The organism is Lysinibacillus sp. G1-3 (assembly GCF_056322905.1).
Genome location: NZ_JBWHYQ010000004.1, coordinates 123,143 through 145,890, shown reverse-complemented (window position 1 = coordinate 145,890; position 22,748 = coordinate 123,143). Strand labels below are relative to the sequence as shown.

At 36.5% G+C, this 22,748-nt stretch carries 27 protein-coding genes; 15 read left to right on the top strand and 12 right to left on the bottom strand.

The window, feature by feature from the left end:
* Nucleotides 1-76: 76 nt before the first annotated feature.
* From ACVYAD_RS05485 to ACVYAD_RS05465, 5 genes are all read right to left on the bottom strand, one after another.
* A complete protein-coding gene (locus ACVYAD_RS05485; protein ID WP_079559879.1) occupies nt 77-811 on the bottom strand; it encodes a hypothetical protein in 735 nt (244 codons plus the stop codon).
* Nucleotides 812-991: 180 nt separating this feature from the next.
* A complete protein-coding gene (locus ACVYAD_RS05480) occupies nt 992-1,123 on the bottom strand; it encodes a hypothetical protein (protein ID WP_476425126.1) in 132 nt (43 codons plus the stop codon).
* An 18-nt stretch (nt 1,124-1,141) separates the two neighbouring features.
* On the bottom strand, nt 1,142-1,933 hold the full coding sequence (locus ACVYAD_RS05475) for a GNAT family N-acetyltransferase (protein ID WP_476425125.1): 792 nt from the start codon (nt 1,931-1,933) through the stop codon (nt 1,142-1,144).
* Nucleotides 1,926-3,728, bottom strand: coding sequence for a ribosomal protection-like ABC-F family protein (abc-f, locus tag ACVYAD_RS05470; RefSeq protein ID WP_476425123.1), 1,803 nt, complete (start codon nt 3,726-3,728; stop codon nt 1,926-1,928). The genes ACVYAD_RS05475 and abc-f overlap by 8 nt, the downstream gene beginning before the upstream one ends.
* A gap of 103 nt (nt 3,729-3,831) precedes the next feature.
* Complete coding sequence (locus ACVYAD_RS05465; RefSeq protein ID WP_166672191.1) at nt 3,832-3,972, bottom strand: RAxF-45 family protein; 141 nt, start codon at nt 3,970-3,972, stop codon at nt 3,832-3,834.
* 310 nt (nt 3,973-4,282) lie between these two features.
* On the opposite strand from ACVYAD_RS05465, the gene ACVYAD_RS05460 reads away from it, so the two are divergent.
* Nucleotides 4,283-4,549 (top strand): hypothetical protein, encoded by a 267-nt coding sequence (locus ACVYAD_RS05460; protein WP_476425121.1) that lies wholly within the window; start codon nt 4,283-4,285, stop codon nt 4,547-4,549.
* 1,109 nt (nt 4,550-5,658) lie between these two features.
* Here ACVYAD_RS05460 and ACVYAD_RS05455 read toward each other — a convergent pair.
* Together ACVYAD_RS05455 and ACVYAD_RS05450 are read right to left on the bottom strand one after the other, a co-directional pair.
* Nucleotides 5,659-5,952: a DUF4306 domain-containing protein gene (locus ACVYAD_RS05455; protein WP_476425120.1), complete on the bottom strand. Its 294-nt coding sequence runs from the start codon at nt 5,950-5,952 to the stop codon at nt 5,659-5,661.
* Between the two features lie 204 nt (nt 5,953-6,156).
* Nucleotides 6,157-7,185, bottom strand: a complete 1,029-nt coding sequence (locus ACVYAD_RS05450) for an AbrB family transcriptional regulator (RefSeq protein ID WP_476425118.1) — start codon at nt 7,183-7,185, stop codon at nt 6,157-6,159.
* A 224-nt stretch (nt 7,186-7,409) separates the two neighbouring features.
* Between ACVYAD_RS05450 and ACVYAD_RS05445 the strand changes: the two genes are divergently transcribed.
* From ACVYAD_RS05445 to ACVYAD_RS05420, 6 genes are all read left to right on the top strand, one after another.
* On the top strand, nt 7,410-7,859 hold the full coding sequence (locus ACVYAD_RS05445; protein ID WP_049666943.1) for a LytTR family DNA-binding domain-containing protein: 450 nt from the start codon (nt 7,410-7,412) through the stop codon (nt 7,857-7,859).
* A 1-nt stretch (nt 7,860) separates the two neighbouring features.
* Nucleotides 7,861-8,265: a DUF3021 domain-containing protein gene (locus ACVYAD_RS05440; RefSeq protein ID WP_476425115.1), complete on the top strand. Its 405-nt coding sequence runs from the start codon at nt 7,861-7,863 to the stop codon at nt 8,263-8,265.
* A 5-nt stretch (nt 8,266-8,270) separates the two neighbouring features.
* Entirely contained in the window at nt 8,271-9,191 is a 921-nt protein-coding gene (locus tag ACVYAD_RS05435) for an ABC transporter ATP-binding protein (RefSeq protein ID WP_349661150.1), read from the top strand.
* Nucleotides 9,191-10,066 carry an ABC transporter permease gene (locus tag ACVYAD_RS05430; RefSeq protein ID WP_476425113.1) on the top strand — a complete coding sequence of 292 codons (876 nt, stop codon included), beginning with the start codon at nt 9,191-9,193 and terminating at the stop codon, nt 10,064-10,066. Before ACVYAD_RS05435 ends, ACVYAD_RS05430 begins: the two co-directional genes overlap by 1 nt.
* Nucleotides 10,067-10,189: 123 nt before the next feature.
* Entirely contained in the window at nt 10,190-10,945 is a 756-nt protein-coding gene (locus tag ACVYAD_RS05425) for a DUF2087 domain-containing protein (protein WP_476425112.1), read from the top strand.
* A gap of 16 nt (nt 10,946-10,961) precedes the next feature.
* Complete coding sequence (locus ACVYAD_RS05420) at nt 10,962-11,303, top strand: GIY-YIG nuclease family protein (protein WP_079560350.1); 342 nt, start codon at nt 10,962-10,964, stop codon at nt 11,301-11,303.
* A gap of 222 nt (nt 11,304-11,525) precedes the next feature.
* Here ACVYAD_RS05420 and ACVYAD_RS05415 read toward each other — a convergent pair whose 3' ends face one another.
* Together ACVYAD_RS05415 and ACVYAD_RS05410 are read right to left on the bottom strand one after the other, a co-directional pair.
* Nucleotides 11,526-11,894 carry an MmcQ/YjbR family DNA-binding protein gene (locus ACVYAD_RS05415; protein WP_476425110.1) on the bottom strand — a complete coding sequence of 123 codons (369 nt, stop codon included), beginning with the start codon at nt 11,892-11,894 and terminating at the stop codon, nt 11,526-11,528.
* Nucleotides 11,895-12,026: 132 nt separating this feature from the next.
* Nucleotides 12,027-12,842, bottom strand: coding sequence for a YitT family protein (locus tag ACVYAD_RS05410; RefSeq protein WP_476425108.1), 816 nt, complete (start codon nt 12,840-12,842; stop codon nt 12,027-12,029).
* Nucleotides 12,843-12,949: 107 nt separating this feature from the next.
* Here ACVYAD_RS05410 and ACVYAD_RS05405 point away from each other — a divergent pair, with 107 nt between their 5' ends.
* The gene (locus ACVYAD_RS05405; protein ID WP_476425106.1) at nt 12,950-13,123 is read left to right on the top strand and encodes a hypothetical protein; all 174 of its coding nucleotides are present in this window, start codon (nt 12,950-12,952) and stop codon (nt 13,121-13,123) included.
* Between the two features lie 12 nt (nt 13,124-13,135).
* Here ACVYAD_RS05405 and ACVYAD_RS05400 read toward each other — a convergent pair whose 3' ends face one another.
* The gene (locus ACVYAD_RS05400; RefSeq protein ID WP_476425257.1) at nt 13,136-14,461 is read right to left on the bottom strand and encodes a M48 family metallopeptidase; all 1,326 of its coding nucleotides are present in this window, start codon (nt 14,459-14,461) and stop codon (nt 13,136-13,138) included.
* A gap of 55 nt (nt 14,462-14,516) precedes the next feature.
* Here ACVYAD_RS05400 and ACVYAD_RS05395 point away from each other — a divergent pair, with 55 nt between their 5' ends.
* The 3 genes from ACVYAD_RS05395 (at nt 14,517) to ACVYAD_RS05385 (ending at nt 15,857) form a co-directional block, all read left to right on the top strand.
* Nucleotides 14,517-15,017, top strand: coding sequence for a hypothetical protein (locus ACVYAD_RS05395; protein ID WP_476425104.1), 501 nt, complete (start codon nt 14,517-14,519; stop codon nt 15,015-15,017).
* A 121-nt stretch (nt 15,018-15,138) separates the two neighbouring features.
* A complete protein-coding gene (locus ACVYAD_RS05390; protein ID WP_349661143.1) occupies nt 15,139-15,588 on the top strand; it encodes a PTS sugar transporter subunit IIA in 450 nt (149 codons plus the stop codon).
* A 5-nt stretch (nt 15,589-15,593) separates the two neighbouring features.
* Nucleotides 15,594-15,857, top strand: a complete 264-nt coding sequence (locus ACVYAD_RS05385; protein ID WP_476425102.1) for a PTS sugar transporter subunit IIB — start codon at nt 15,594-15,596, stop codon at nt 15,855-15,857.
* A 106-nt stretch (nt 15,858-15,963) separates the two neighbouring features.
* Here the strand turns inward: ACVYAD_RS05385 and ACVYAD_RS05380 are convergent, their stop codons facing one another.
* Complete coding sequence (locus ACVYAD_RS05380; RefSeq protein WP_349661141.1) at nt 15,964-16,482, bottom strand: DUF3841 domain-containing protein; 519 nt, start codon at nt 16,480-16,482, stop codon at nt 15,964-15,966.
* Between the two features lie 114 nt (nt 16,483-16,596).
* Here ACVYAD_RS05380 and ACVYAD_RS05375 point away from each other — a divergent pair, with 114 nt between their 5' ends.
* From ACVYAD_RS05375 to ACVYAD_RS05365, 3 genes are all read left to right on the top strand, one after another.
* Nucleotides 16,597-17,865, top strand: coding sequence for a PTS ascorbate transporter subunit IIC (locus ACVYAD_RS05375; RefSeq protein ID WP_476425100.1), 1,269 nt, complete (start codon nt 16,597-16,599; stop codon nt 17,863-17,865).
* 324 nt (nt 17,866-18,189) lie between these two features.
* Nucleotides 18,190-19,179, top strand: coding sequence for a BMP family lipoprotein (locus ACVYAD_RS05370; protein WP_476425099.1), 990 nt, complete (start codon nt 18,190-18,192; stop codon nt 19,177-19,179).
* On the top strand, nt 19,176-20,837 hold the full coding sequence (locus tag ACVYAD_RS05365; RefSeq protein ID WP_476425097.1) for a methyl-accepting chemotaxis protein: 1,662 nt from the start codon (nt 19,176-19,178) through the stop codon (nt 20,835-20,837). The genes ACVYAD_RS05370 and ACVYAD_RS05365 overlap by 4 nt, the downstream gene beginning before the upstream one ends.
* A 153-nt stretch (nt 20,838-20,990) precedes the next feature.
* Here the strand turns inward: ACVYAD_RS05365 and ACVYAD_RS05360 are convergent, their stop codons facing one another.
* Complete coding sequence (locus tag ACVYAD_RS05360) at nt 20,991-21,563, bottom strand: helix-turn-helix domain-containing protein (RefSeq protein WP_349661137.1); 573 nt, start codon at nt 21,561-21,563, stop codon at nt 20,991-20,993.
* Between the two features lie 90 nt (nt 21,564-21,653).
* Between ACVYAD_RS05360 and ACVYAD_RS05355 the strand changes: the two genes are divergently transcribed.
* The gene (locus ACVYAD_RS05355; RefSeq protein ID WP_476425095.1) at nt 21,654-22,619 is read left to right on the top strand and encodes a DMT family transporter; all 966 of its coding nucleotides are present in this window, start codon (nt 21,654-21,656) and stop codon (nt 22,617-22,619) included.
* Nucleotides 22,620-22,748: the final 129 nt, after the last annotated feature.

Below are 22,748 nucleotides of genomic sequence, written 5' to 3'. Positions count from 1 at the left end.
GGAACTGGGGCTAAAAGTGGGGCCAGCTCATAGCTAACCCCACTTAAAACACATTATATAGACATTAACAAAGCCTTTAAGATTCTAATACATTTAAAATAGCATCGAGATCATTGACAGCAATATCTAGGCGTTCCTTTGCATCGATATTTTGCTGTTTTAATTGATTAAACTCTAGCAAATTTTTCTCATGCTTTAATTTGATAGACGACAAGCGTTCAATTCGTGATTCAACCTTTTCTATAGCTTGCTCACAAACTGTTGTCCATAGCTTTTCTGATTGCTGCATTTCAGTCGTTGATGGGTTGTGTTGACGCATAATTCGTGCATATACAGCTTCAATTTGTTCTATTAATTCTGAATAAAAATGTCGCTCAACACGAGTTGTTTGGAATGTTGGATGCTCAACCTCTTTTGCATATGGGGTAATTTGACGTAGTAGCTTCCCAGCATTTTCTCCAAAACCATGTGATAAATTTAAAACATTCATTAGCTGTAAAAGTAAACGAATTTCTTCTAGATTAATAAGCTGTGAATCGATGCTTTCCTTTAGCTTTAAGGATTCTATATAGCGTCGATCAAAGTGCTCAATTTCACCGTTGCGTTGCTCTACTAAATGATCACTTGCATTGTCTTTTAAGCTTTTAATATAGCGAATGGCGTGGCTTTTTAGCTCTTCCATCGACAGCAAATTGTCATTGTCTTGTTGTGGCTTCCCTCGTTGAACATACGCAAATGCATCCATTTTTTGGGGCCATTGTGCTGCTGAGGTTTCTTCTGAGACATTATAGCGTATATAAATTCCGTGCATTCTATATCCTCCAAGTCCATTAAACAAGTATCTCTAAAGACAATAAATCGAATACGCTATTTTTTCAAGTAAAAAACTTTTAAAGATTAAAAATCCATCTTTCGAACAATTATTAGAAAATTCTGAGTAGTCGTTACTGTTCAGGATTGCAATATTTATTAAACGGGCGATTTTACCACTTTATCCTTTACAAGCTGTTCTTACACGGTATGAGACATATTCTACGACTAAAATAAGCACAACTAAAAGTGGCTCTTGCCTTGCACCACAAATAGACATTCCTAATTGATCACCCAAGATAGATGCTAGCATTTTTATTTTTCATCCTAATTAAGCATCTTGTCGTATTTGATGAATGCTTTTTCCTTCAGTAAAGGCATGAATCGATTTTAATTTACCTATTGATTTGAAATTTGCCTTGTCATAAACCTTTGCAACCTGCTCATTGATTGGCAAGATCCAGAGATATTCTAATCCCTGTTTTACCGACTCTTGCTGAATGTGTTGCAGAATATATCCAATCAATCCTCGTCCTCGGTAACTTTCAATCGTCGCCACACTCTCAATTCTTCCTTGATTCCCTGAGATAAAAATATTGGCAGTACAGCAAGCTTTACCATCCACTCTTAATAAATAATACGTAAAATGCGGAGAATGATAGGTTTTCTCAAAAGCTTGTTTGATTAATTCAGGCTCCCCAAATGTAGCAATACTCATTTCTACGGCTAATGCTTCCTCCATATTGGCATCTGTTACACGTTCAATTTGAATGGCTGGATTATGAGATAATTGCACGTATTCACCATTCCAACACTGTACATCATCTGTAAAACTTTCATAATGAAAGCCATAATCCTCTAATGCTTCTATACACGACTGATTTTCCTCCACGTTGTATAAATACAATCTTGGGATAAGCGATTTTGACTGATAGAAGTCTTTTATGTTCTTTAAAAGTATATTTGGCTCGACAACCTTCCTCCAAATATGTGCATGATTGGCGTCGTAATAGGTTGGCATTTCCTTATTATAAAATAATACTCCTTCATTACATGTTTCTATCTCACTAAAACTTTTAATATAGTCAATATCTAGCTGCATGATATGTTCAATTTTATGCATGTTCTGTTCCTCCCTCAATCCAACTTTCATATAAATCCTCTAACTGCTGTTCAAGCTTTTGACGTTGCTCCTTAGCTAGTGTCGGCTCCTTTAATTTCATTTCAAGCTTTTCAATTTGTTCTTCAATGGGTATCTCTTTTTTAGTCGCGTAGATCTTTTCAGGAGCTTCTTTTATAACTGGTTCATTTACTATTTCTAAGCGGCGTTTTTGTCTTGCCCATTCATAATCCCCTTCAAACACTTGAATCGTTTCATGCTCAATCCATGCAACTTTTGTAAAAATCTTTTGTAAAAAGTAGCGGTCATGCGAAACTCCAATAATAGTTCCTTCAAAGGATTCCAATGTATCCTCCAATACCTCTCTTGCTTCAATGTCTAAATGGTTGGTCGGCTCATCCAGTATTAATAAATTAATATCCTCATGCATTAACTGCGCTAGACGTAAGCGCATTTTTTCTCCGCCACTTAAATCCTTCACTTTTTTAAAGACGTCATAACCATAAAATAAAAACTGAGCAAGAATATGACGTGCTTCAGCCTCTGACACAGAGACGCTCTCACGGAAGGCATCTATTAAACGAATGGCAGGATTTCCATGCTCAAACTGTTGCGATAAGTAGCCAATTTTAACACTACTGCCGACATGACAAACACCTTCATTTGGTTCTACTTCACCTAGCATCATTTTTAATAACGTTGATTTTCCACTGCCATTGCCACCCACAATCGCCAGTCGTTCTTCGAAGTAAACCGATAAATCACTTTCCTTAAATAATGGTTTTTCAAATGCATGGCTAATGCCCTTCATTTGTACAACCTCTTTACCACTACGCTCAGCCATTGTTAAAGCTAAATTCATTTTCTTTTTCGTTGTAGGCTTCTTCACACGCTCTATACGGGCTAGTGCTTTTTCCATACTTTTGGCGCGTCGATGCAGCCCTGCATTTGGCGGATTCGCTTCATTTGCCCATTGCTTTAAACGCTTTATTGTTTCCTGCATTTTTTTTATTTTCTTTTGCTGTTCTTCGTATTCAGCAAACTGCTGTTCAACCTTTGCTTCTTTTTGTGCTACAAATGCATCGTAATTTCCGATATACGTAAATGCCTCTCCATCCTCAATCTCAATTATTTTGTGAGCCATCTGATTCATAAATTGACGATCATGTGAGACTACAATAACTATTCCTACAAAGTTTCGGACATAATTTTCTAACCATTCAATTGCCTGCATATCTAAATGGTTAGTCGGTTCATCTAATAGCAAAATAGAAGGATTGCTTAACAAGATTTGCCCAAGCATCACCTTTGTTTTCTCCCCACCGCTTAACCTACTAAAAGACTGCTCAAGTAATGGTGTAATACCTAGGCCATTTGCAATCATGGCTAATTGCGCATCCATTTCATAGCCACCCTGCAGCATAAACTGTTCCTGCACATGACCATATTGCTGGAGTACCTTATCTGTTACCGCTGACAGCATCTCTTGCTCCAGTTTTGTCATGTGTGCCTTCAATGCATATATTTCCGCAAATGCATCCTCCAGTACTGCTCTTACTGAGTACGTAGGATAATGTGGAATTTGATGTAAATACCCAACTGTTGCTTCCTTGCTTTTTATGATTCGTCCCTTATCTGGCATATCCAAACCAGCTAGCAACTGTAATAAAGTCGTCTTCCCACTGCCATTCACGCCAACAACGGCAACATGCTCCCCTGTATTAACTTCTACTTGAAGTCCTTCAAATAAAACATTTCCACCAATAATTTTTTGTATTTGTTCAGCCTTAATTTGCATCGTTTTCTCCTCCAAAGAAACGTGCGAAAAACATCTCTAGACACAAAAAAGACTGCTCGATTAACAAGCAGTCTTTTCCTCATTAGTTTGTGAAAAAGAATGGTTAATTCGCTACGTTTGATATTTGATTTTGCTTAAAAATGGACAGACCTATCCCGTTGTTCGCAAAATCGAAAGTAATCACACGTGCAAAATACATAGCTGTATCTACTTTTACACATGTCTTCGTAGCGTTTTTATTCATTCCTTTTCACCTCCGTTCATAATAGTTAACTTTATAATACCATAATTCCGATAAATTGGAAAAGAAAAAATTTTCAGAGGTTAAGACAGTTGTTTCAAATGTGTTCTTTATAAAAAAACACATAAAAAATCATCATTTAATAAAGATGAAATTATTATCATTTTTATAACAATGAAAACAAAAAACGATAGTAACTTTTTTACATAATAATAGGAAAATGATATATAATGAAACATACTTTGAATTAAATTATTAGTTCAGATAAGGAAAGAGGTGTTTAGTTATAATTTATTTTCTCTTAGGAGGAGTATTGGCATCTTTATTCATTGTATTAGGATGTATCCAACCGGTTAGAAAAAAGGGTTATTTAGTTCTCTTCATCGGTTTAGCAATTAATGCATTTATTGCTCCAATTTCATTCGCTTTTGGCGTTATGGCAACAGATGACCCCAGCGCAGGATTACTTGATTTTATTCTAGGCTTTTTATTTATTCAATCCATTCCATTACTAATACTTTTTATATGTGTTGTAGTAACTTTTATAATGAAAGGTGTCAATCAAACCATTTATAAATGAGTTTGAAATAAAAGCGATTCTCACAGCTGCTACGCAAGAATTAGCGAGTAGCGGAAGCACACGAAACTTATTATCAGTAAAAAACACAGAAGCTATGCAAAGGATAGTATACATACTATTATATAGCGTTGCCTAATATATAGTAATTTTCATATCATAATAATAGATAAATGATATATAATGAAAAATACTTTGAATTATTAATTTAAATATACATATTTTAACAGCAGAGATGTTTAGATATTTCAGAAATTCTCGTTTTCGGATTGGCATTTTTAATTGTAGTTGTAATTATTATATCGGTTGGAAAGAAGAGTTTCTCATTTTTCTTCATCGGTATCGCTTTAGCAATTAATGTAGTTGTTGCTCCACTTTCATTTTTTATTGGCCTTATGGCAACAGATGACCCCAATGGAGGGTTCCTTGCATTTATTAAAGGCTTTATATATATTCAATCCATTCCATTACTAATACTTTTTATAAGTGTTTTAGTAAGTTTTATAATAAAACGATATGTAAAACAAAAAAATTCTAAATGAGTTTGGATAAATAGCGATTTTCACAGCTAATATACAAGAATTAGCGAGTAGCGTAAGTACGCTAAAACATAGTGCTAGTGAAATGCGGAATCTATACAGGTTAGTATTCATGCTAGCTGATCAAACAAAATAACATGTGCTGAAGTGAAGGTAAAAGCTTTCCAGCTAGAAAGATTGTTCATTAGGGTAATATCTAATGGGCAATCTTTTTTTATCCGTCATATGACGGTATTTCTTTTAAGGCTATCGATACTGCTATGCCTCATTACTTACACAAAATACTTTTAACACGATCATATCCTCATTTTGTTCAATATTAAATTGAGTAGCTATAAGATTGAACAAATGCGAGCACTAGTACAAATACTTATGTACTAGTGCTCGCACGTAAACATTGTATTTTTTTCTTGTACCATAAACTTATTGTATTACATATAAAAATTAATGCACCGACAGCTGTAATCCAAAAGAATATATCCCCTCCACTGGTTGTAGAGTTAAGAAATATACCACTACTAACAATACCTACACAACTTATTATTCCTGACAAGATAATGGCTAATTGACGATTTAGTTGGTAAATGAAAAAATAAGAACTGCAAAAATATAAATAACACTTACGGTCATAATAGTCGGGAAAAATGGTTGAAATTTAGCCGCATAGACAAAATAATCAAGCTGGCTAATATCCCGACCAGTGTTTATCTCAATATTAAATAACTGAGAAAATGGTGTTGAACACTTCCATTCCAGTGAATCGTCAACGATACACACCTTTACAATACTAGGATCGATACCATAACGTGTGGTTGATTTCCGTTCCAGCTGGGCGCTTTCCTGGGGGCGTCCAATGAGCCGCTTCACTCGCGTTGCTCGCTCCAGGGTCTCGGGCCAACACGATGTTGGTCACGGAGGCGTTATCACAGGATGTGATGCTTTTAGCCTCAGTTCCTCTATTGCTGATCCCCAAGGTGTCGCCCAGCCTCCACTCCAATCAACTTATATACATGACAGTGTTAATATTTTATAAATTTTTCATACAATAAACTGGTGATATCCACCCGTACCCTACGTTTTCACTTTTTTCACAAACATTTTCACAAACGGTACGAGGAAAACGGATATGACCAGCACTCGGAACAGCTGAAATGCGGTGACGATCGTGACATTTGCATGCACAGAAGCCGCGATAATCCCCATTTGATCAAGCCCGCCTGGTACGATACTTAAAAAGCCTGTCTTAAAATCAAGGCTGTATAAACTTTTCATAATAAATGTTAAGCCATAGGCTGCGCCAATAAAAATACTTGCCGATACAAATGCGTAAAATACATGCTTCTTCGATAAATGTAAATCGTCTTTTTTCAATAAAAGTCCGATGTAAATCCCAAGCATTAGTTGAGCAATATGAAGTAGTGACAATGGCAATTTCGGCACGTCGATCCCTGCTATATTGATACCCATTAATAAAAATACCGGGCCAAGCATATAGCCTGTCGGAATTTTTGCCTTTTGCGCTAGCCAACCTGCTACTCCACAGACAGCAAGTAATCCTATTAAGCTCCATGAATACGCTCCGTTGACAACTACAGCAGTTCCCCCAGCGCCTGACACCATTAATGGCACAAAGCCGACAATTATAAGAACCCTTAATATTTGGAAAAACGTAATCACGACCATATCCATGTCCCCTTGCTCCTCGGCAAAGGCAACAACCTGGGACATGCCACCAGGTACACAGCAAGTCAACGCGGTCGCAAAATCTAAATCCGCACGTTTGGCCACTATATAACTAACAACAAAAAACAGTGCGATAAATAATACGTTTAAAACAATCATACTTCCTATAAATTGTTTAATATCCTGCACCGCTTCTGGAGTAAACGCAAAACCAATGGAATAGCCCGCAACAATTAAGCCAAAATTACGGAAATATTTATGCCATTTTAACTGTACTTTCGTCGATAACTGTATAGTTAGCACTGCTGCTATTGCTCCAAGTAACCACGGCATTGGAATATGTAATAAATTAAATAAAATCGCACCTGTTAAGCCAATACATAAAGTAATAAACATGTGCTTGTCAAAAATAAACATAGAAGCAACCCCTCATGACTGTATAATTCTATTATGCCGTGAACTTGCCTACTTTTCTACTTCATCACTTTTTTGCAAAGTCATATATCGTTCAAATTGAACCTGTTATCGATAAAATTTAACCTCTTATCCAAGATTTTCTCCAAGCCAAAATTTTCTATGATACATTATTATTACCTGATTCAGTGTTTCTCCATAGCGGGGATATGTAAAGGAGGCCTCCCATGAAAATTCATTTAACAATCAATAGTGAGCTAGAAGAAACTGAGATTCATATACATGCAAAGGAATACACCGAGCAAATTGAACGCCTAATGAAGCAGCTTCAAGCTTCACAAACAACAATGCTAGATGGCTACTTTCAACAGGAAATTCATATGCTAAAAATTTCGGATATTTACTCCATTTACGCAGAGGGTGCAAAAGTTTTTTTGCAGACGGAGGAACAAGAATTCGAAACGAAGCGGAAATTATATGAGCTAGAAGCACAATTAGCGAAAGACTTTGCCCGTGTTAGCAAATCGACACTCGTCAACATTAATAAAATTGCCTCTATTCAAATGGGTAAAATCGGTACAACAGAACTGATTTTAGAAAACGATGTGTCCGTCCATGTTAGTCGCAAATATTTAAAAGAACTAAAACATCACTTAGGTATTGGGAGGGACTCATAATATGAAATTTATTCGCATGATGATTATTGGAATACTCATATCACTTAGCTCTTCCTACGTCTTAGTAACATTAAGTGTCATATCTAATAACGCTATGATATCAGGGCCGGAATTACTTGAACAAATTATCATCGCCGCTATCCTTGGAGCTGTAATAGGTCTGCTGTCTACCATCTTTGATATTGAGCGTTTACCTTTTATTGCTCAGTTTATTTTACATGTAATTGCAGTTACGCTGTGTGTGTTGATTGCAGGCTATTTCGGGGGTTGGTTTGAACATTCCGGCATTCCGTATATTTTTATAAGTGAAGCTATTATTTTCTTTATCGCTTGGTGCATCATTTATGTGCTTCAAAAAAGTGATATTGCAAAAATCAATCAAGTAATTCAAAAAAGAAAGGAATAAACAATATGACCTTTGCTATACAAGTTGAAAATCTATGTAAGCAATATGGCAATCATCAGGCCGTAAAAGGTATTTCATTTACGGTTGAGCAAGGTTCCCTCTTCGCCTTTTTAGGTGCAAATGGTGCGGGGAAATCAACGACCATTGAAATACTCTGTACATTATTAAAAAAATCAAACGGTACAGTAAACATTAATGGCTACACACTTGATGCAAGCAATGACAATGCCGAAATTCGAAAATCTATAGGTGTCGTATTCCAGCAAAGTTTACTAGATGAACGTTTAACGGTGCAGGAAAATATACTTCACCGCGGTAAAACATATGGCTTATCGAAAAAACAATTAACCGATAACTATCAATTCGTTTCAACATATTTGCATTTAGCTGATATTGAAAAGCGCAAATACGGGACTTTATCAGGTGGTCAAAAAAGGCGTGCTGATATCGCTCGAGCCCTTATCCATCGACCAAAAATATTGTTTTTAGATGAACCAACAACTGGACTTGATCCACAAACGCGTCAATTCGTTTGGCAAGCCATTAAGCAGCTTCAACTCGAAACAAATATGACTGTTTTTTTAACAACACATTACATGGAAGAAGCGGCTGTCGCTCATCACGTCATCGTCTTAAAGGAAGGAGAAATTGTTGCAGAAGGAACACCAGATGCTCTAAAAACAAAATACGCCTATGATTCAATGGCGCTTGTTTTTCATAATAGTTCAGAAGGGATACAGTGGCTCGAAGACAATGCCATCTCTTATACAGAAAAGCTAGGTATTTTCTCCATCCGAGTCGACTCGACACTTCATGCTTTAACACTATTAAAACAAGCGGAGTCGCTTATTGTTTCGTTTGAAGTCATCAAAGGTACGATGGATGATGTCTTTCTTCATATTATGGCCGAGGGAGGTGCAGCTTAATGGAAGCATTATTTAGCTTAGTACAACGAAATAACAAGGTTTTTAGACGTGATAAAACACAAGTCTTTTACTCGCTGCTTTCCGTCATTATCGTCATTATCCTTTACGCAGTATTTCTTCAAAAAACGCAAGTAAATGCAATAGAACAAATGACAAAGTCTACTCCCGAATTGGTAACGATGGTCAATGAATGGATTGTCGCTGGTTTACTCTCTATGACTGCTGTTTCGACTACACTTGCCGCGTATGGAATTGCTGTTAAGGATCTTGAATCAAAAGCACAAGCTGATTTTCTTACTGCTCCGATTTCGCGAGCAACCATTCAATTTAGCTATGTATTAAATGCCTTTATCATTGGCTGTATCTTTTCCTTCATCGCCCTTATTGGCTGTGAAATTTTTATCGCAACAACTGGCGGTCAGCTATTGAGCTTAGAGGCTTTCATCAAAGTAGTAGGATTACTATTTATATCCGTGTTACTGGCCAGTGTTTTTAACCTGTTCCTTGTATTACTTGCTAATACCCAACATTCATTTTCAACACTTAGTACAATCGTCGGTACAGCACTCGGTTTCTTTTGTGGTGTTTATGTACCTGTTGGTGCACTTCCAGCCTTTGCTCAAAATCTTATTATGTATTTTCCTATCAGCCATACAACGCTCCTACTACGCAATGCCTTTATGGACAACTCAATTTCTAAGGTTTTTGAAGGTGCTCCTGCTTCACAGGTAGAGGACTATAAAATAATGTATGGTATTGTCTATGACCTTCACGGAAATATACTAAGTACCTCAACAAGCATTATTATTATTTTCGTCACTATTATTGTGCTAGCTATTTTATCTATCATTATTTTTAAAAAGAAAAATAAATAAACATTTTCGCACATCGTTTATAAAACGATGTGTTTTTTATTGATTTTATTCAAACAATTTGTTATTTTAATAATAAATAAACAAACAAAACTATTAATCGTTTGTTTTTCAGGAGGATTCCCAATGGATGTAAATGAATTATTTTGGCAAGCTTCAATCCATGACATAAAAAAAGGCTATAACGATGAAGCAACACACTTCACTTGTTTACTTTGCGGCGAAAAAATTGAAAAAGGTATTATTTATCCACATGAAGGCGTTCTATTCGAGGCAGAAAAATTTATGCAACATCATATTACCGCTGCACATCGATCTGTATTTCATTATTTAAATGGCCTTCATAAAAAAATGACAGGACTCACTGATCATCAAAGTCATATTTTACGCTTATTTTATGAAGGAAAAACCGATCAAGAAATTAAAGAAGAGCTGGAAATTGGTAGTGCAACAACGATACGTCACCATCGCTTTACTCTTAAAGAAAAGGAACGTCAAGCGAAAACGTTTCTTGCAATGATGGAGCTATTAAAAGAACAGAATGAAAAGGAAGATAGCTTTGTACCTATTCACAAAACGGCAACGATGGTCGACGATCGTTATAACATTACAATTTCTGAAGAACAGCAATTACTTGAAAAGTACTTTCCAAACGGCATAGGCCAGGAGCTTGTCCGCTTTCCAAAACGTGAAAAGCATAAAATAGTAATACTACGTGCAATCACAAAGATTTTCGATGAAACAACACAGTATTCAGAAAAAGAATTAAACGAAATAATTCAGCCGATATATGAGGACTATGTGCAAATACGTCGCTATTTAATCGAATACGGCTTCTTGGATCGAAAAGAGGATGGCAGTGCTTACTGGATCAAAAAATAAGAAAGCAGGGTTACTAATGGACCATAAAAAAGAATTAAAGGAACTGTATAAAGAAATAAAAATCGAAGCTGGTGTTTTCACAATGACCAATAAACAAAATGGTAAAGTGTTTGTAGGTAGCTTCAATAATTTAAAACGCTTAAACGGCTTTCAGTTTATGTTAAAAACAAATACACATACTAATAAAGAGCTACAAGCCGACTACAACACTTTCGGCAACGATGCTTTTGATATTGAAGTTGTGGAATATTTGAAGAAAAAAGAAGAGGGTTATTTCGATGCCAAAAAGGAGCTAGAAAAACTAGAACAAAAATGGCTCGACAAGCTTCAGCCATTTGGTGAACTTGGGTATAACTAGGTATGCACGGGTGCTACAAAAAAGAATCTGCTTTCTCCGTGGTTAAGCTGGAGAAACTTGCAGATTCTTTTTTAATTTCATATATTGTGTTATTTCGCGCGGGTATTCATATATTCCCTTTAGGCGGTGGATTAAATATCGGCTGGATCGGAGTATCTTCTGGCTGATTCTACACCCATTTCTTTGCCTAGGGCCTTAATTTGACGCACCGGTATTTATACTTCATTTTTTCAATAAGTGAATTTCCTGTTGAGCTTTTTTTGTTAACTTTCCTAAAACTAGCTCATAAGAATGTTGGATTAAATTTTCAACTAAATCCATAGGTACATCATCTACATCCATATAGATTGAATTCCAATGTGTTTTATTCATATAGTAGCCTGGAATAATACCTTCATAGGCTTCTCTCAACTCTTCAGCTCGAATCGGTTCACATTTAAACGTAAGTACCGGTCTACCAGTAGCATCGCCGCCCATCATCCCATACATTTTACCCCCAATATGATAGCGATCCGCCTGCCATTCTTCTTTGTAATCATACGTTGTTCCGTGAAGCTTTAAGCAATATGCGTGAATTGTTTCTTTGTTCATGATTTAACCCCTCCCAAATACAAAAACACACGTTCGATTATATTAATTATAATCCACAACGTGTGTAGAAGGAATACATATTTATTTGTTTCTAGCAAGACATCCGTTTTTTATGCGAATCCAGGTTATCCTTTACTTTATCCCCCTATCAAACACACCGATGACCTCGGTAGTTTGCAATATATTGACGAAGGCTTTGGCGTCTGCTTCCTTTATCAACCCTTTTACTTCAGCAAGCTGATAGCGTGTAATGACGGTAATTAGTACTTTTCGCCCTTCTCCTGAATAAGCGCCTTTCGCATCCATAATAGTTACACCTCGATGGAGCTTTTCCAGTAGTTGCTGTTTGACTTCCTCACCCTTGCTCGTAATAATCATCAGTGTCAATTTAATATGACTCGTATGAATCGTGTCGACAACCTTCCCTGTGGCATAAATCGATACGAGCGTCAGCAATGCCGCATCCCAGCTAAAAACGAATCCGGAGATAGCTACAACAATACCGTTCATCGCAGAGATTAATGTACCTAGTGGAAAATCCCGTTTGCGACTTAACAGCATCGCTATAATATCAAAACCTCCCGAGGAACCTGCCGCACGAAAAATCATACCCGTCCCTAAGCCCACAATAACCCCCCCGAATAATGAGGCGAGAATTGGGTCTTGGGTAGCTTTATGGATTGGAATAATATACAAACTTGCTGACAAAACAACTACTGAAAGAATGGTATATCCTATGAATCGTTTCCCTAGCTTTAAGACCCCTATAATAAGTAAAGGCAAGTTCAATAGTAAATTTATTACCCCTGTATTTAAAGGCGTAATAATACCAAGCATGATAGCAATCCCACTTAATCCCCCACTTAAAATCTCATGTGGAATTAACAAAAAATTATAGGCAAAGGCGACTAATATCGATGAAAGTGTAATAACCACAATATTACGCATAACAATTCCCCTATCATTAACGAACAGTTTTAATCTTAGAATACCCAACTTATTCGTTCAAAAAACCTGGAGTATCGCAGTTGCGTCCAGAGGCTTTGAGCCAATAGATGTTTTTTGCGCGAAAGCGTAGTGCTAACGCAGCGTCAGCAACGTGTTTTGTATGTGCGAAAGCGAAGCGACAGCACGTAGTTGGTCACTCAGTCGTTGCCACAGAACGTGGCGTTCTTAGACTGGGTTCCTCTTTTTCAGCGGATGATTGGACAACCGCTGAAAAAAGTTAAAAAAAACGATATTTATTTCTTCTGATATTCTTTTTTCTGCTCCTCTTTTATCGGCACTTCTTTTAAAGGCTCCTCTTTATTCTCTTCTACATTCTCTGCAACCCCATAAATACGTTCAAGCATTGGCGGATGTGTATAACGAAACCACTTTACGAGTAACTGTGGATTCACTTCACTTAACCCAGATATCGTTAGCTTTTGGAATGCAGTAACTGCAGACTCTCGATCACCCGTTAATGAAATCGCATATTGATCAGCTCTCGTTTCCTGATACCGCGAAATATAATTCGACAGAGGGCTTGAAGCAAATAATAAAACGGATGTTATGAGTAAAAATAATGGATAAGAGCTTATATCACCGATTTTTTTAATTTTTAATACCTGTCCGTAACGTCCAATCATCCACCTTAAACATTTCGCTGATAGCCATAACCCTAGCAATGTCAGCAAAAGATATCCCGCAATCCCAAAATAAATATGCTTCTCAACGTAGTGTCCCATTTCATGAGCCATAATATATAATATTTCATTATCTGTTAAACGATTTAACGTTGTATCCCAAAGCACAATTCTCGAATTACTGCCAATACCCGTCACATAAGCATTTAAGGCATTTGTTTTTTCTGCCATATTGACTTCATACACATGCTCTGCTGGTATATTTGCCTGTGCAGCAATAGACAAAATTTTTGCCTCTAGCTCTTTATTTTTGAGCGGATAAAAATCGTTATATAAAGGATCAATAACTACAGGTTGAATAAACATTACAAAAATTGTAAACGGAATCGTTAGAAACCATGCATAGAGCCACCATCTTTTGGCACTTTTTTGGATGAGCCAATAAAGGACAGACACGATAATTAAGCTCATGCCAAAGTTGACCCAAAATTCAATAATGCCATCCCGCATCCATGATGAAAATCCTTGTGTACTTATTCCGTAGGCTTTACTTAAATTGTAACGATAATAATTGAGTGGAAATAGTACAACATATAGTAAAAGTGATAATAAAAATAAGTAACTTGCATTTTGTAATAGCTTCCATTTTGCTTGTGACGTCGCTACCTTTTCGAAATAACGTGATACGCCCATTATTAATATCATGAAAAAGACTAACCATTCCAAAGGTGTAGCAACAAAGAATAGGAAGTTCCGTATTTTCGAATATTCACCACTTAAATATAATTCTTTTTCAGACATAAACATCACTGGATCGGCGGCTGTCCCCTGCATCGCTCGTGGTATAGTACCACCACCGCTATGGAATATATACCAATACATACACAGCACATAAACACCGAATATAAGTAGCGCGACAATTCCCATTTTTTTCGCTATGTCATTTCCTCCCTTGTTCAACACTAAGTTCGTCCTATAGTAAGTGTAAGCTAAATTGAAAAAGTTAGAACAAAATTTTCTTTGTTTTTATTTACCTTCTATTATAACTCACACCAAATATCCTCTTTGCGTGAGGGTTTACCTTGCTTCCGCAGGTATTCACTTTGCTTCCGCGGGTATTCTCCTTGCTTCTGCGGGTATTTCTCTTGCTTCCGCGGGTATTTCTCTTGCTTTCGCGGGTATTTCTCTTGCTTCCGCGGGTATTTACCTTGCTTCCGCGGGTATTCACTTTGCTTCCGCGGGTATTCTCCTTGCTTCCGCGGGTATTCACTTTGCTTTCGCGGGTATTCTCCTTGCTTCCGCGGGTATTCTCCTTGCTTCCGCGGGTATTCTCCTTGCTTCCGCGGGTATTCTCCTTGCTTCCGCGGGTATTTACCTTGCTTCCGCGGGTATTCTCCTGCTCAGCGGGTATTCACTTTGCTTTCGCGGGCTATTTAAAATAGAAAGATTCGACTTATTAATCATAAATCTTGCCTATACAGCTAAACGAAATTGAATGTAAAAGATTCACTTTATGTTTTTCCAAATAAAAATATATCCTCTTATGACATAATTCCGTAATCAACAATAATAACATGGAATGGGGATTGTTTATCCCTATGAAAGGAGGGTTGTACTTGCTAACTGAGTTACTGACAAAAGATACTATACAACTCGCAAATTTTGTAAATACTTGGCAGGAGGCTATTCATTTAGCTGCTAGTCCACTATTAAAGCAGAATAAAATTGAAGAACGCTATATTGAAGCAATGATTCATTCCATTGAAAAACATGGTCCTTATGTAGTCATTACACCAAAAGTAGCGATTCCACATGCACGGCCCACGGAAGGAGTTAACGCGTTAGCCATCAGCCTATTAAGTTTACAAAAACCTGTCTTGTTTGGACCAAAAAAACCTGTTTTCTTAATTATTGTCTTAGCTACGACCGATCATGCGTCTCATCTACAAGCATTAGTTGACTTAACAAAGATTTTGCAAGAACCAAATCAAATTGATAGTATCATCGCCTGCCAGCATAAAGAAGAGATTATTAAAGAAATTCAACAAATTGTCGCAAAGGAGTAACCTTGATGAAAATTTTAGTAGTGTGCGGGAATGGCTTAGGCAGTAGCTTTATTATGGAGCTAAATGTAAAAAAAGCATTAATTGAACTGGGGAAAGTTGCAGAAGTAACTCATACAGATTTAGCATCTGCCAAGGGAGAGAAAGCGGATATTTATATTGGTGCGGACGATATTGTCAATCGATTGCCTGAAGAGAGAGGTCACATCGTTAGTATTGTTAATATGATGAGTATTTCAGAAATTAAATTAAAGCTGAAGCCGCTGTTATGAAGTATTGATCTTTTTGTAAGGCTGTTTTCTAAAAAATTGTTGCTGTTAAAACAAAAAGGCAAATTTAATCTACAAAGAGGTAACTTCCAATCAGACAATCAACTAGTTATTTAGCTGTAAAATGCTCAATATTCAATATCTGTTCTTTGTGAATGACTGTTGTAACACCTTGAACAATTTGGCTATTCCCGTTCCACATCTCTGATTTTTGTATTTTTTCTAAGTCAAAAATTCTTTCCCAACTTTGTTCCTTTGTGATATTTAATTTATCTTGTTCAAATAATTTACTTTCTTCATCTGTCATTGAACAAAACCATTCATTTAATACACAATGCCAAGCCTCAAAATCAGATAGAAGAACATTATTATCGGGTACTTCAACTGTCAAACTTACAGCATCCGTTCCTTTATAAAAGTGTCCTTCATCATTCAAATTTGGTTTTTTTGTCCAAAGCCAAATTGGAAATGAACCGTCATTGTTAATCCTTCTGTCCATTTGTTTAATCATCCATTTATATGAAGGTAAGAAATCTTCATCAACAAAATCTTCGTTCCCTGTTAGAATCCCTTGTTCATTTATTAGATTAAATGCTTCAATTGTTTGATTCGTAAAGTAAACTCCCATATATCAAACTCCTAGTCTTATGTATTTTGAAAAATTATATCAAAAAACTACAAACTTTACGAAAACAGACTTTTGAAAAAACGAATGAAAAATTGGATAGGATGAGGTGTTAATATGTTAGATGTTATAATGAATGACATTTTAGGAACACCAGCTATATTAGTCGGCCTATTCGCTTTTGTCGGTTTATTAATCCAAAAAAAGTCAGCTTCAACCGTTCTTTCTGGTACGTTAAAAACGATTATGGGCTTTGTTATACTTGGCGCGGGTGCAACCGTTTTAATTGGTTCTTTAAATCACTTTAGTAATATGTTTGATCATGCATTTAATGTCCAAGGAGTCATCCCAAATAATGAAGCGATTGTAGCAGCCGCACAAACTAATTTCGGAACATCCACTGCCATGATCATGGTTTTTGGTATGATAATGAACATTTTATTTGCGCGATTTACGCCTTTAAAATATATATTTTTAACTGGTCATCATACATTATTTATGGCGTGTTTAATTGCAGCATCGCTTTCAGTCGGCGGTATGAATGGCTTTCCGCTTATTATTGTTGGCTCTATACTACTAGGTATTTGCATGGTTGTATTCCCTGCCATTTTACAACCAACAGTTCGTCAAATAACAGGTAGTGATGATTTTGCTGTTGGTCATTTTGGAAGCATTGGCTATTATGTATCCGCTAAAATTGGAAAGATCTTTGGCAACAAAGCCAAATCAACAGAAGATATAAATGTCCCGAAATCTCTAGGTTTTTTAAGAGATACATCTGTAGCTGTTTCGTTAACTATGAGTCTATTTTTCATAATCGTTGCCCTATTCGCAGGTCAAACTTATATTGAGGGACAATTATCTGGCGGTTCAAACTTTATCGTCTTTGCCATTATTCAAGCTATTACCTTTGCCGCTGGTGTCTATATCATTTTGGCAGGCGTACGGATGCTAATTGCCGAAATAATCCCTGCTTTTAAAGGGATAGCAGATAAACTTGTACCAAACACAAAGCCTGCATTAGACTGCCCTACGATTTTCCCGTTCGCACCAAATGCTGTTATTATTGGCTTCCTGTTTAGCTTTGTAGCAGGCCTAGTATCGATGTTTATACTTCCTCTCATAGGGCTAAAAGTGATTGTACCTGGGCTTGTACCACATTTCTTCACAGGTGCGGCTGCAGGAGTATTTGGCAATGCAACTGGTGGTAGAGTCGGTTCTATGATAGGAGCATTTGCCAACGGCTTAATTATTAGCTTTATCCCTGCGATTCTATTGATCTTTATGGGTGATATCGGCTACGAAGGCACTACATTTGGAGATTCAGATTTTGGCATTGTGGGAATTATAATTATTAATGTATTAAAATTATTTGGTGCAGTTTAATATAAACAATTGGCCTCGCAAACGCTTTAAATGTTTGCGAGGCTAGTTTAATTGACAAAGAAAAGGGTTATTTTTGCAAAATATATAAATATTTCGCAATATCCTCCTACCTTTTTCACTATACACATAGAGAAAATTCATTAAAAAACGAACTAAATACTCAGTGCTTTGAAAATATCGAGAATGATTTAAACCCATTTCCCTCTAGTAAATTACAAAAAATCTGATAGTATTTAATGGTAAAATAAAAATCCATTGTCTGACATCTGACTTAGAAAAACTTTTCGCCGATATAAATCATACATATAATTGGAGGTACTCATTTTGAAAAAAATATTGATTGGCTTTTGTTTAATAGTTTTGTTACTAGTAGCAGGCTGTTCAACAACTCCGTCTAAAAAAACGCAAGATGACTATAAAATTGGGATCTTACTCTCAGATGCAGGGCTTGGAGACGAATCATTTAATGATTCGGCTTTTAAAGGGCTTGAGAAAGCACGAGATGAGCTAGGTATTTTGTTCGATTATAAAGAAGCTCCTGATGGCAATTACGAACAGAAGCTAGAAGAACTAGTAGCAGAAAAGTATAACGTCATTATCGGTCTTGGATTCTCTGTACAGGAAGCTTTAGAAAAGACGGCGAAGAAATATCCTGATCAGCAATTTATCCTTATTGATGGTCAATCAGATGTTGCAAATATCACTTCCATAACCTTTAAAGAGCAGGAAGGCAGCTTTTTACTTGGAATGGTTGCATCGATGACGAGTAAAACTGGAAAAATAGGATTTATTGGTGGTGCAGATGTTCCAGTTATCCATCATTTTGAAAACGGCTTTATTGAGGGAGCTAGATATTTTAATCCAAACATCGAAATTATTAGTGAGTATGCTGGCACATTTGATGATACCAATGCAGGTGCCGCAATAGCAGAACGTTACATAAAGAACGGCGTAGATTTTATTTATCATGCAGCGGGATTCACAGGTTTTGGCTCTATTAAAAAAGCTGAAGAAATGGGCGTATATGCGGCGGGAGTTGATACTGATCAATTTTACATAGCCGAAAAGACGGTCGTAACATCGATGTTAAAAAATGTCGACCAAGCTGTTTTTAAAATGGCTAAAACATTAGTTGATGACGGGGAAATTTCTGAAAAATCTTTTTTATTTGGTTTAGCTGATAACGGCGTCGGGCTTGCGGATATACGTATTATTAAACTTACACCTGAGCAACAGACTGCCATTGAAAAAGCAAAAGAAGGTATTGTCTCAGGTAAAATAAAAGTTACTGCAGAAAAGGGGAACAGCCAGTGACACTTCGAAAAAAATTATTTATGAACATACTTATACCCATTGTCCTCGCCATGGCAATGATTGGCTTTATTATCGTACAAACATTTGATATACAAACAACCGCAGAAGATGATACAGAGCTCTTACTGGCAGTGAAAGAACTTGAGCAAAGTTTAGTTGTAGCGAGCCAATCACTAAATAATTACACATATTTAGCTAGTGAGGCCAATAAAAATGAAGCTCTTTCCATTTTAAAAGAAACAAAAGTAAATTTAGAAAAACTCTCAACGATTGCAAAAGTAGCTGATCATAAGGCTATCATCAAAAAAATCGAAGGTAAATACGACGAGTTAGCAAAAGCTTCTGAAGCAGGGTTTCTTGCTCACAATCGTCCTGAAATAAAAAAACAAGCAATAAGAATATCTGGTATTTTGAATGATATGTTTCTACTAAAAAAAGACACAAATGAATGGTATAAAGAAACGAATGAATTAGCAAAGCAAAAAATTTCGTTCATTACTACAACAACAATTATCGGAAGTATCCTTTTAATTATTGCTACAATTATTTTTTCGTATGTCGCAACGAAAAAAATTACAAATCCGATTAACCGAATTGTGGATTATGCACAATCGGTGGCTGCAGGGAATTTGACAATTGACACCTCTGCCCTCTCCTTTAAAAAAGGCAGTCGAAATGAAGTTGATCAATTAACTGAGAACTTTTCCACAATGATTGTTAGCTTAAAAAGCACCGTACAATCCATTGATATTGTAGGGAAAAATGTTGGTCTCTTCACTAAGGATGTCACAAGCTATATTGAAACGATTAATGAAGGCAGTCTACAAATTGCAACATCAACGGACGAATTGGCGAAGGGAAGCCTCACTATTTCAGAAGATATCCAGTCAACTGCGATCCTTATGAATACGATGGCAGATCAATTTACTACTGTTCAGCAGACAAGTGAACAATCAGCCATAAACGGCAACCAGGCACTTACTGCTGTCCAAAACGGTCGTAGTTCACTTGAAAAGCAGTCCTCTATTGCGAAGGATATTTCATCCACTTCGATTAACATCAAAGAGGCTGTTACTCAATTCTCTAAATTTACAACAGAAATTGAAGGTGCCGCTAATGCAGTCCATGCTATTGCTGATCAAACAAATCTCTTAGCATTAAATGCTGCCATCGAAGCAGCTCGTGCTGGAGAAGCCGGAAAAGGATTCGCAATTGTAGCAGAGGAAGTCAAAAAACTATCTCATGAAACTGAAAAAGCAACGGCTTTCATCTCTTCTATGGTGACACATATACAAGATGGCATTACGCTCATTCTTTCTACGGCAGAGCAGGGACATCAGCTGTCAAAAGAACAATTACAATCGATGACCGATACAGAGAAGTCATTTGAAGCAATTGCAACTCATGTGTTAGACATTAATGATCAGTTACAGCAGCTTACCGAAGATATGGAACAAACAAGTGAAATGAGCCAGCAAATGAACAGTGCCATTGAAAACATTTCAGCTATTACGGAAGAAACTGCTGCAGGAACAGAGGAAATATCCGCTTCTACCCAAGAGCAGCTACACTCCTTCCAGAAAATTAGTGAAAAGGTTTCAGAACTTCAAGACATGACAAATACATTGTCTGTAGAGCTTAAAAAATTTACATTATAATGATGAATGCACTTTACGAAAAATGAAAGACACATAATAAGAAAAGCAAAATCCCGAATAACGTTCAATATTCGGGATTTTGCTTATTGAAATATTATAAAGTTAAACTACCATCAACTACAATTATTGATTCTACCTCTTCCAGCTCTTATTTCAAGATAAATATTTCATTGTTAAATGGAGAACTGCAATTTCATCTCCTGTGTTTTCATAGCTATGCTTTCTATTTGCTTCAAATTGAATCGAATCAAATTCGTTTAATGCATATATTTCTTGTCCAACTTGAATCGAAATTTCCCCTTTCATTACTGTTACATATTCGATAGCTCCTTCATGATGAGGTTCTGCCTCATATATGCTATTCGGTTGCAAACAAGCACGATGCATTTCCAATCCTGTTTCTTTTTTGTAACGAAAAATAGTCTCTAATCGCCACATTTGGTTTTCTTCTATAATAAATCCTTCTCCGAAGCGTGCGACATTTACTATATCTTCAATAACCATAAGCCGTGATAACGGAATAGATAATCCTTTTGTAATCTTCCAAATGACGCCTAATGTAGGATTCGTCTCTCCCCTCTCAATTTTTCCTAATGTTAATTTACTAACACCCGTTTTTTTCGCTAACTCTTCTAAACTTAATTTCTGTTCATTCCTTATTTGTCGTAACAGTTGACCAACTTGCAGAATTACTTCTTTTGTTTGCATATCCTCTTGTTCTTTCATACAAACCCCACTTTCGGTATATTATAATTTACTTTTAATCTAAATAATTATATTATAATATATATACATATTTAGAAAGGAGCGAACGAAATGCGTGCTATCTTATTAGGTATTTTATCATCTGCGTTTTTTTCAGCTACATTTATTATAAATCGAGTTATGAACGTATCAGGAACAAGCTGGGCTTGGACTGCTTCCTTCCGATTTTTATTCGCTTTACCCATTTTATTCTTTATCGTCCTATTTCGCAAAAACCTTCGTCCACTATGGGTAGAAATGCGTAAACATCCTTTAGCATGGATTGGCTATGGCACAATAGCAGGGGTTGGATTTTATTCATTATTAAGCTATGCTGCTGTATTTAGTCCCGCATGGCTCGTAGCAGGTACATGGCAAATAACCATTTTAGCTGGTTTGTTATTATCTCCATTATTTTTTATTACATTGGAGACAAAGTCAGGAGTTAAACGCGTTCGCGGTAAAATTCCTATGCGAAGCTTACTCGTTTCCTTATTTATTTTAACAGGTGTCATTTGTATGCAATTAACAGAAGCTGGGGATATTTCTGTTTCTCAATTTTTAACCGGCTTCCTCCCTGTCGTCATCGCAGCATTCTTTTATCCTTTCGGTAATCGAAAAATGATGGAAATCGTTGATGGTCGCTTAGATACATTTCAACGCGTGCTAGGCATGGCAATTGGTAGTCTTCCTGTCAGTATTATATTAGCTATTTATGGTTGGACTGCAACTGGCATACCAACATCTGGGCAAATCATGCAAGGATTCTTATTAGCATTATGTTCGGGTGTTATCGCCACAATGACATTTTTCTTCGCTACTGACTTAGCGAAAAATAACCTTTCTTTATTAGGGGCTGTGGAGGCAACACAAGCTGGAACAATGGTATTTACTGTTCTTGGTGAAATGCTTTTTTTAAACGGTTCTTGGCCTGTTGGAGTATCCTTAATCGGTATGATCATTATCATGATGGGCATGGTAGCCAATAGTATTTTAAATCGGTCTGTTCCTGTACCCATACAAAAGAAAACAGCATAGTTTTCCTTTCTTCAAGTAGCATTTTAGTTTGTGTAAAATGCTGCTTTTTTCTGATGACATAGATTTATAGTTATAATTCAAGCTATTGCGACATGGGAGCAAAAAGGATGTTCTTAAAGCCATTTATAG

Coding starts and splice junctions, on each gene's coding strand:
- ACVYAD_RS05375 (WP_476425100.1), top strand. CDS start 16,597: ATGTTAGATGTTATAATGAATGACATTTTAGGAACACCAGCTATATTA.
- ACVYAD_RS05435 (WP_349661150.1), top strand. CDS start 8,271: ATGACCTTTGCTATACAAGTTGAAAATCTATGTAAGCAATATGGCAAT.
- ACVYAD_RS05420 (WP_079560350.1), top strand. CDS start 10,962: ATGGACCATAAAAAAGAATTAAAGGAACTGTATAAAGAAATAAAAATC.
- ACVYAD_RS05360 (WP_349661137.1), bottom strand. CDS start 21,563: ATGAAAGAACAAGAGGATATGCAAACAAAAGAAGTAATTCTGCAAGTT.
- ACVYAD_RS05465 (WP_166672191.1), bottom strand. CDS start 3,972: ATGAATAAAAACGCTACGAAGACATGTGTAAAAGTAGATACAGCTATG.
- ACVYAD_RS05475 (WP_476425125.1), bottom strand. CDS start 1,933: ATGCATAAAATTGAACATATCATGCAGCTAGATATTGACTATATTAAA.
- abc-f (WP_476425123.1), bottom strand. CDS start 3,728: ATGCAAATTAAGGCTGAACAAATACAAAAAATTATTGGTGGAAATGTT.
- ACVYAD_RS05385 (WP_476425102.1), top strand. CDS start 15,594: ATGAAAATTTTAGTAGTGTGCGGGAATGGCTTAGGCAGTAGCTTTATT.
- ACVYAD_RS05430 (WP_476425113.1), top strand. CDS start 9,191: ATGGAAGCATTATTTAGCTTAGTACAACGAAATAACAAGGTTTTTAGA.
- ACVYAD_RS05445 (WP_049666943.1), top strand. CDS start 7,410: ATGAAAATTCATTTAACAATCAATAGTGAGCTAGAAGAAACTGAGATT.
- ACVYAD_RS05405 (WP_476425106.1), top strand. CDS start 12,950: ATGTTTTTTGCGCGAAAGCGTAGTGCTAACGCAGCGTCAGCAACGTGT.
- ACVYAD_RS05355 (WP_476425095.1), top strand. CDS start 21,654: ATGCGTGCTATCTTATTAGGTATTTTATCATCTGCGTTTTTTTCAGCT.
- ACVYAD_RS05415 (WP_476425110.1), bottom strand. CDS start 11,894: ATGAACAAAGAAACAATTCACGCATATTGCTTAAAGCTTCACGGAACA.
- ACVYAD_RS05425 (WP_476425112.1), top strand. CDS start 10,190: ATGGATGTAAATGAATTATTTTGGCAAGCTTCAATCCATGACATAAAA.
- ACVYAD_RS05450 (WP_476425118.1), bottom strand. CDS start 7,185: ATGTTTATTTTTGACAAGCACATGTTTATTACTTTATGTATTGGCTTA.
- ACVYAD_RS05480 (WP_476425126.1), bottom strand. CDS start 1,123: ATGCTAGCATCTATCTTGGGTGATCAATTAGGAATGTCTATTTGTGGT.
- ACVYAD_RS05485 (WP_079559879.1), bottom strand. CDS start 811: ATGCACGGAATTTATATACGCTATAATGTCTCAGAAGAAACCTCAGCA.
- ACVYAD_RS05440 (WP_476425115.1), top strand. CDS start 7,861: ATGAAATTTATTCGCATGATGATTATTGGAATACTCATATCACTTAGC.
- ACVYAD_RS05410 (WP_476425108.1), bottom strand. CDS start 12,842: ATGCGTAATATTGTGGTTATTACACTTTCATCGATATTAGTCGCCTTT.
- ACVYAD_RS05380 (WP_349661141.1), bottom strand. CDS start 16,482: ATGGGAGTTTACTTTACGAATCAAACAATTGAAGCATTTAATCTAATA.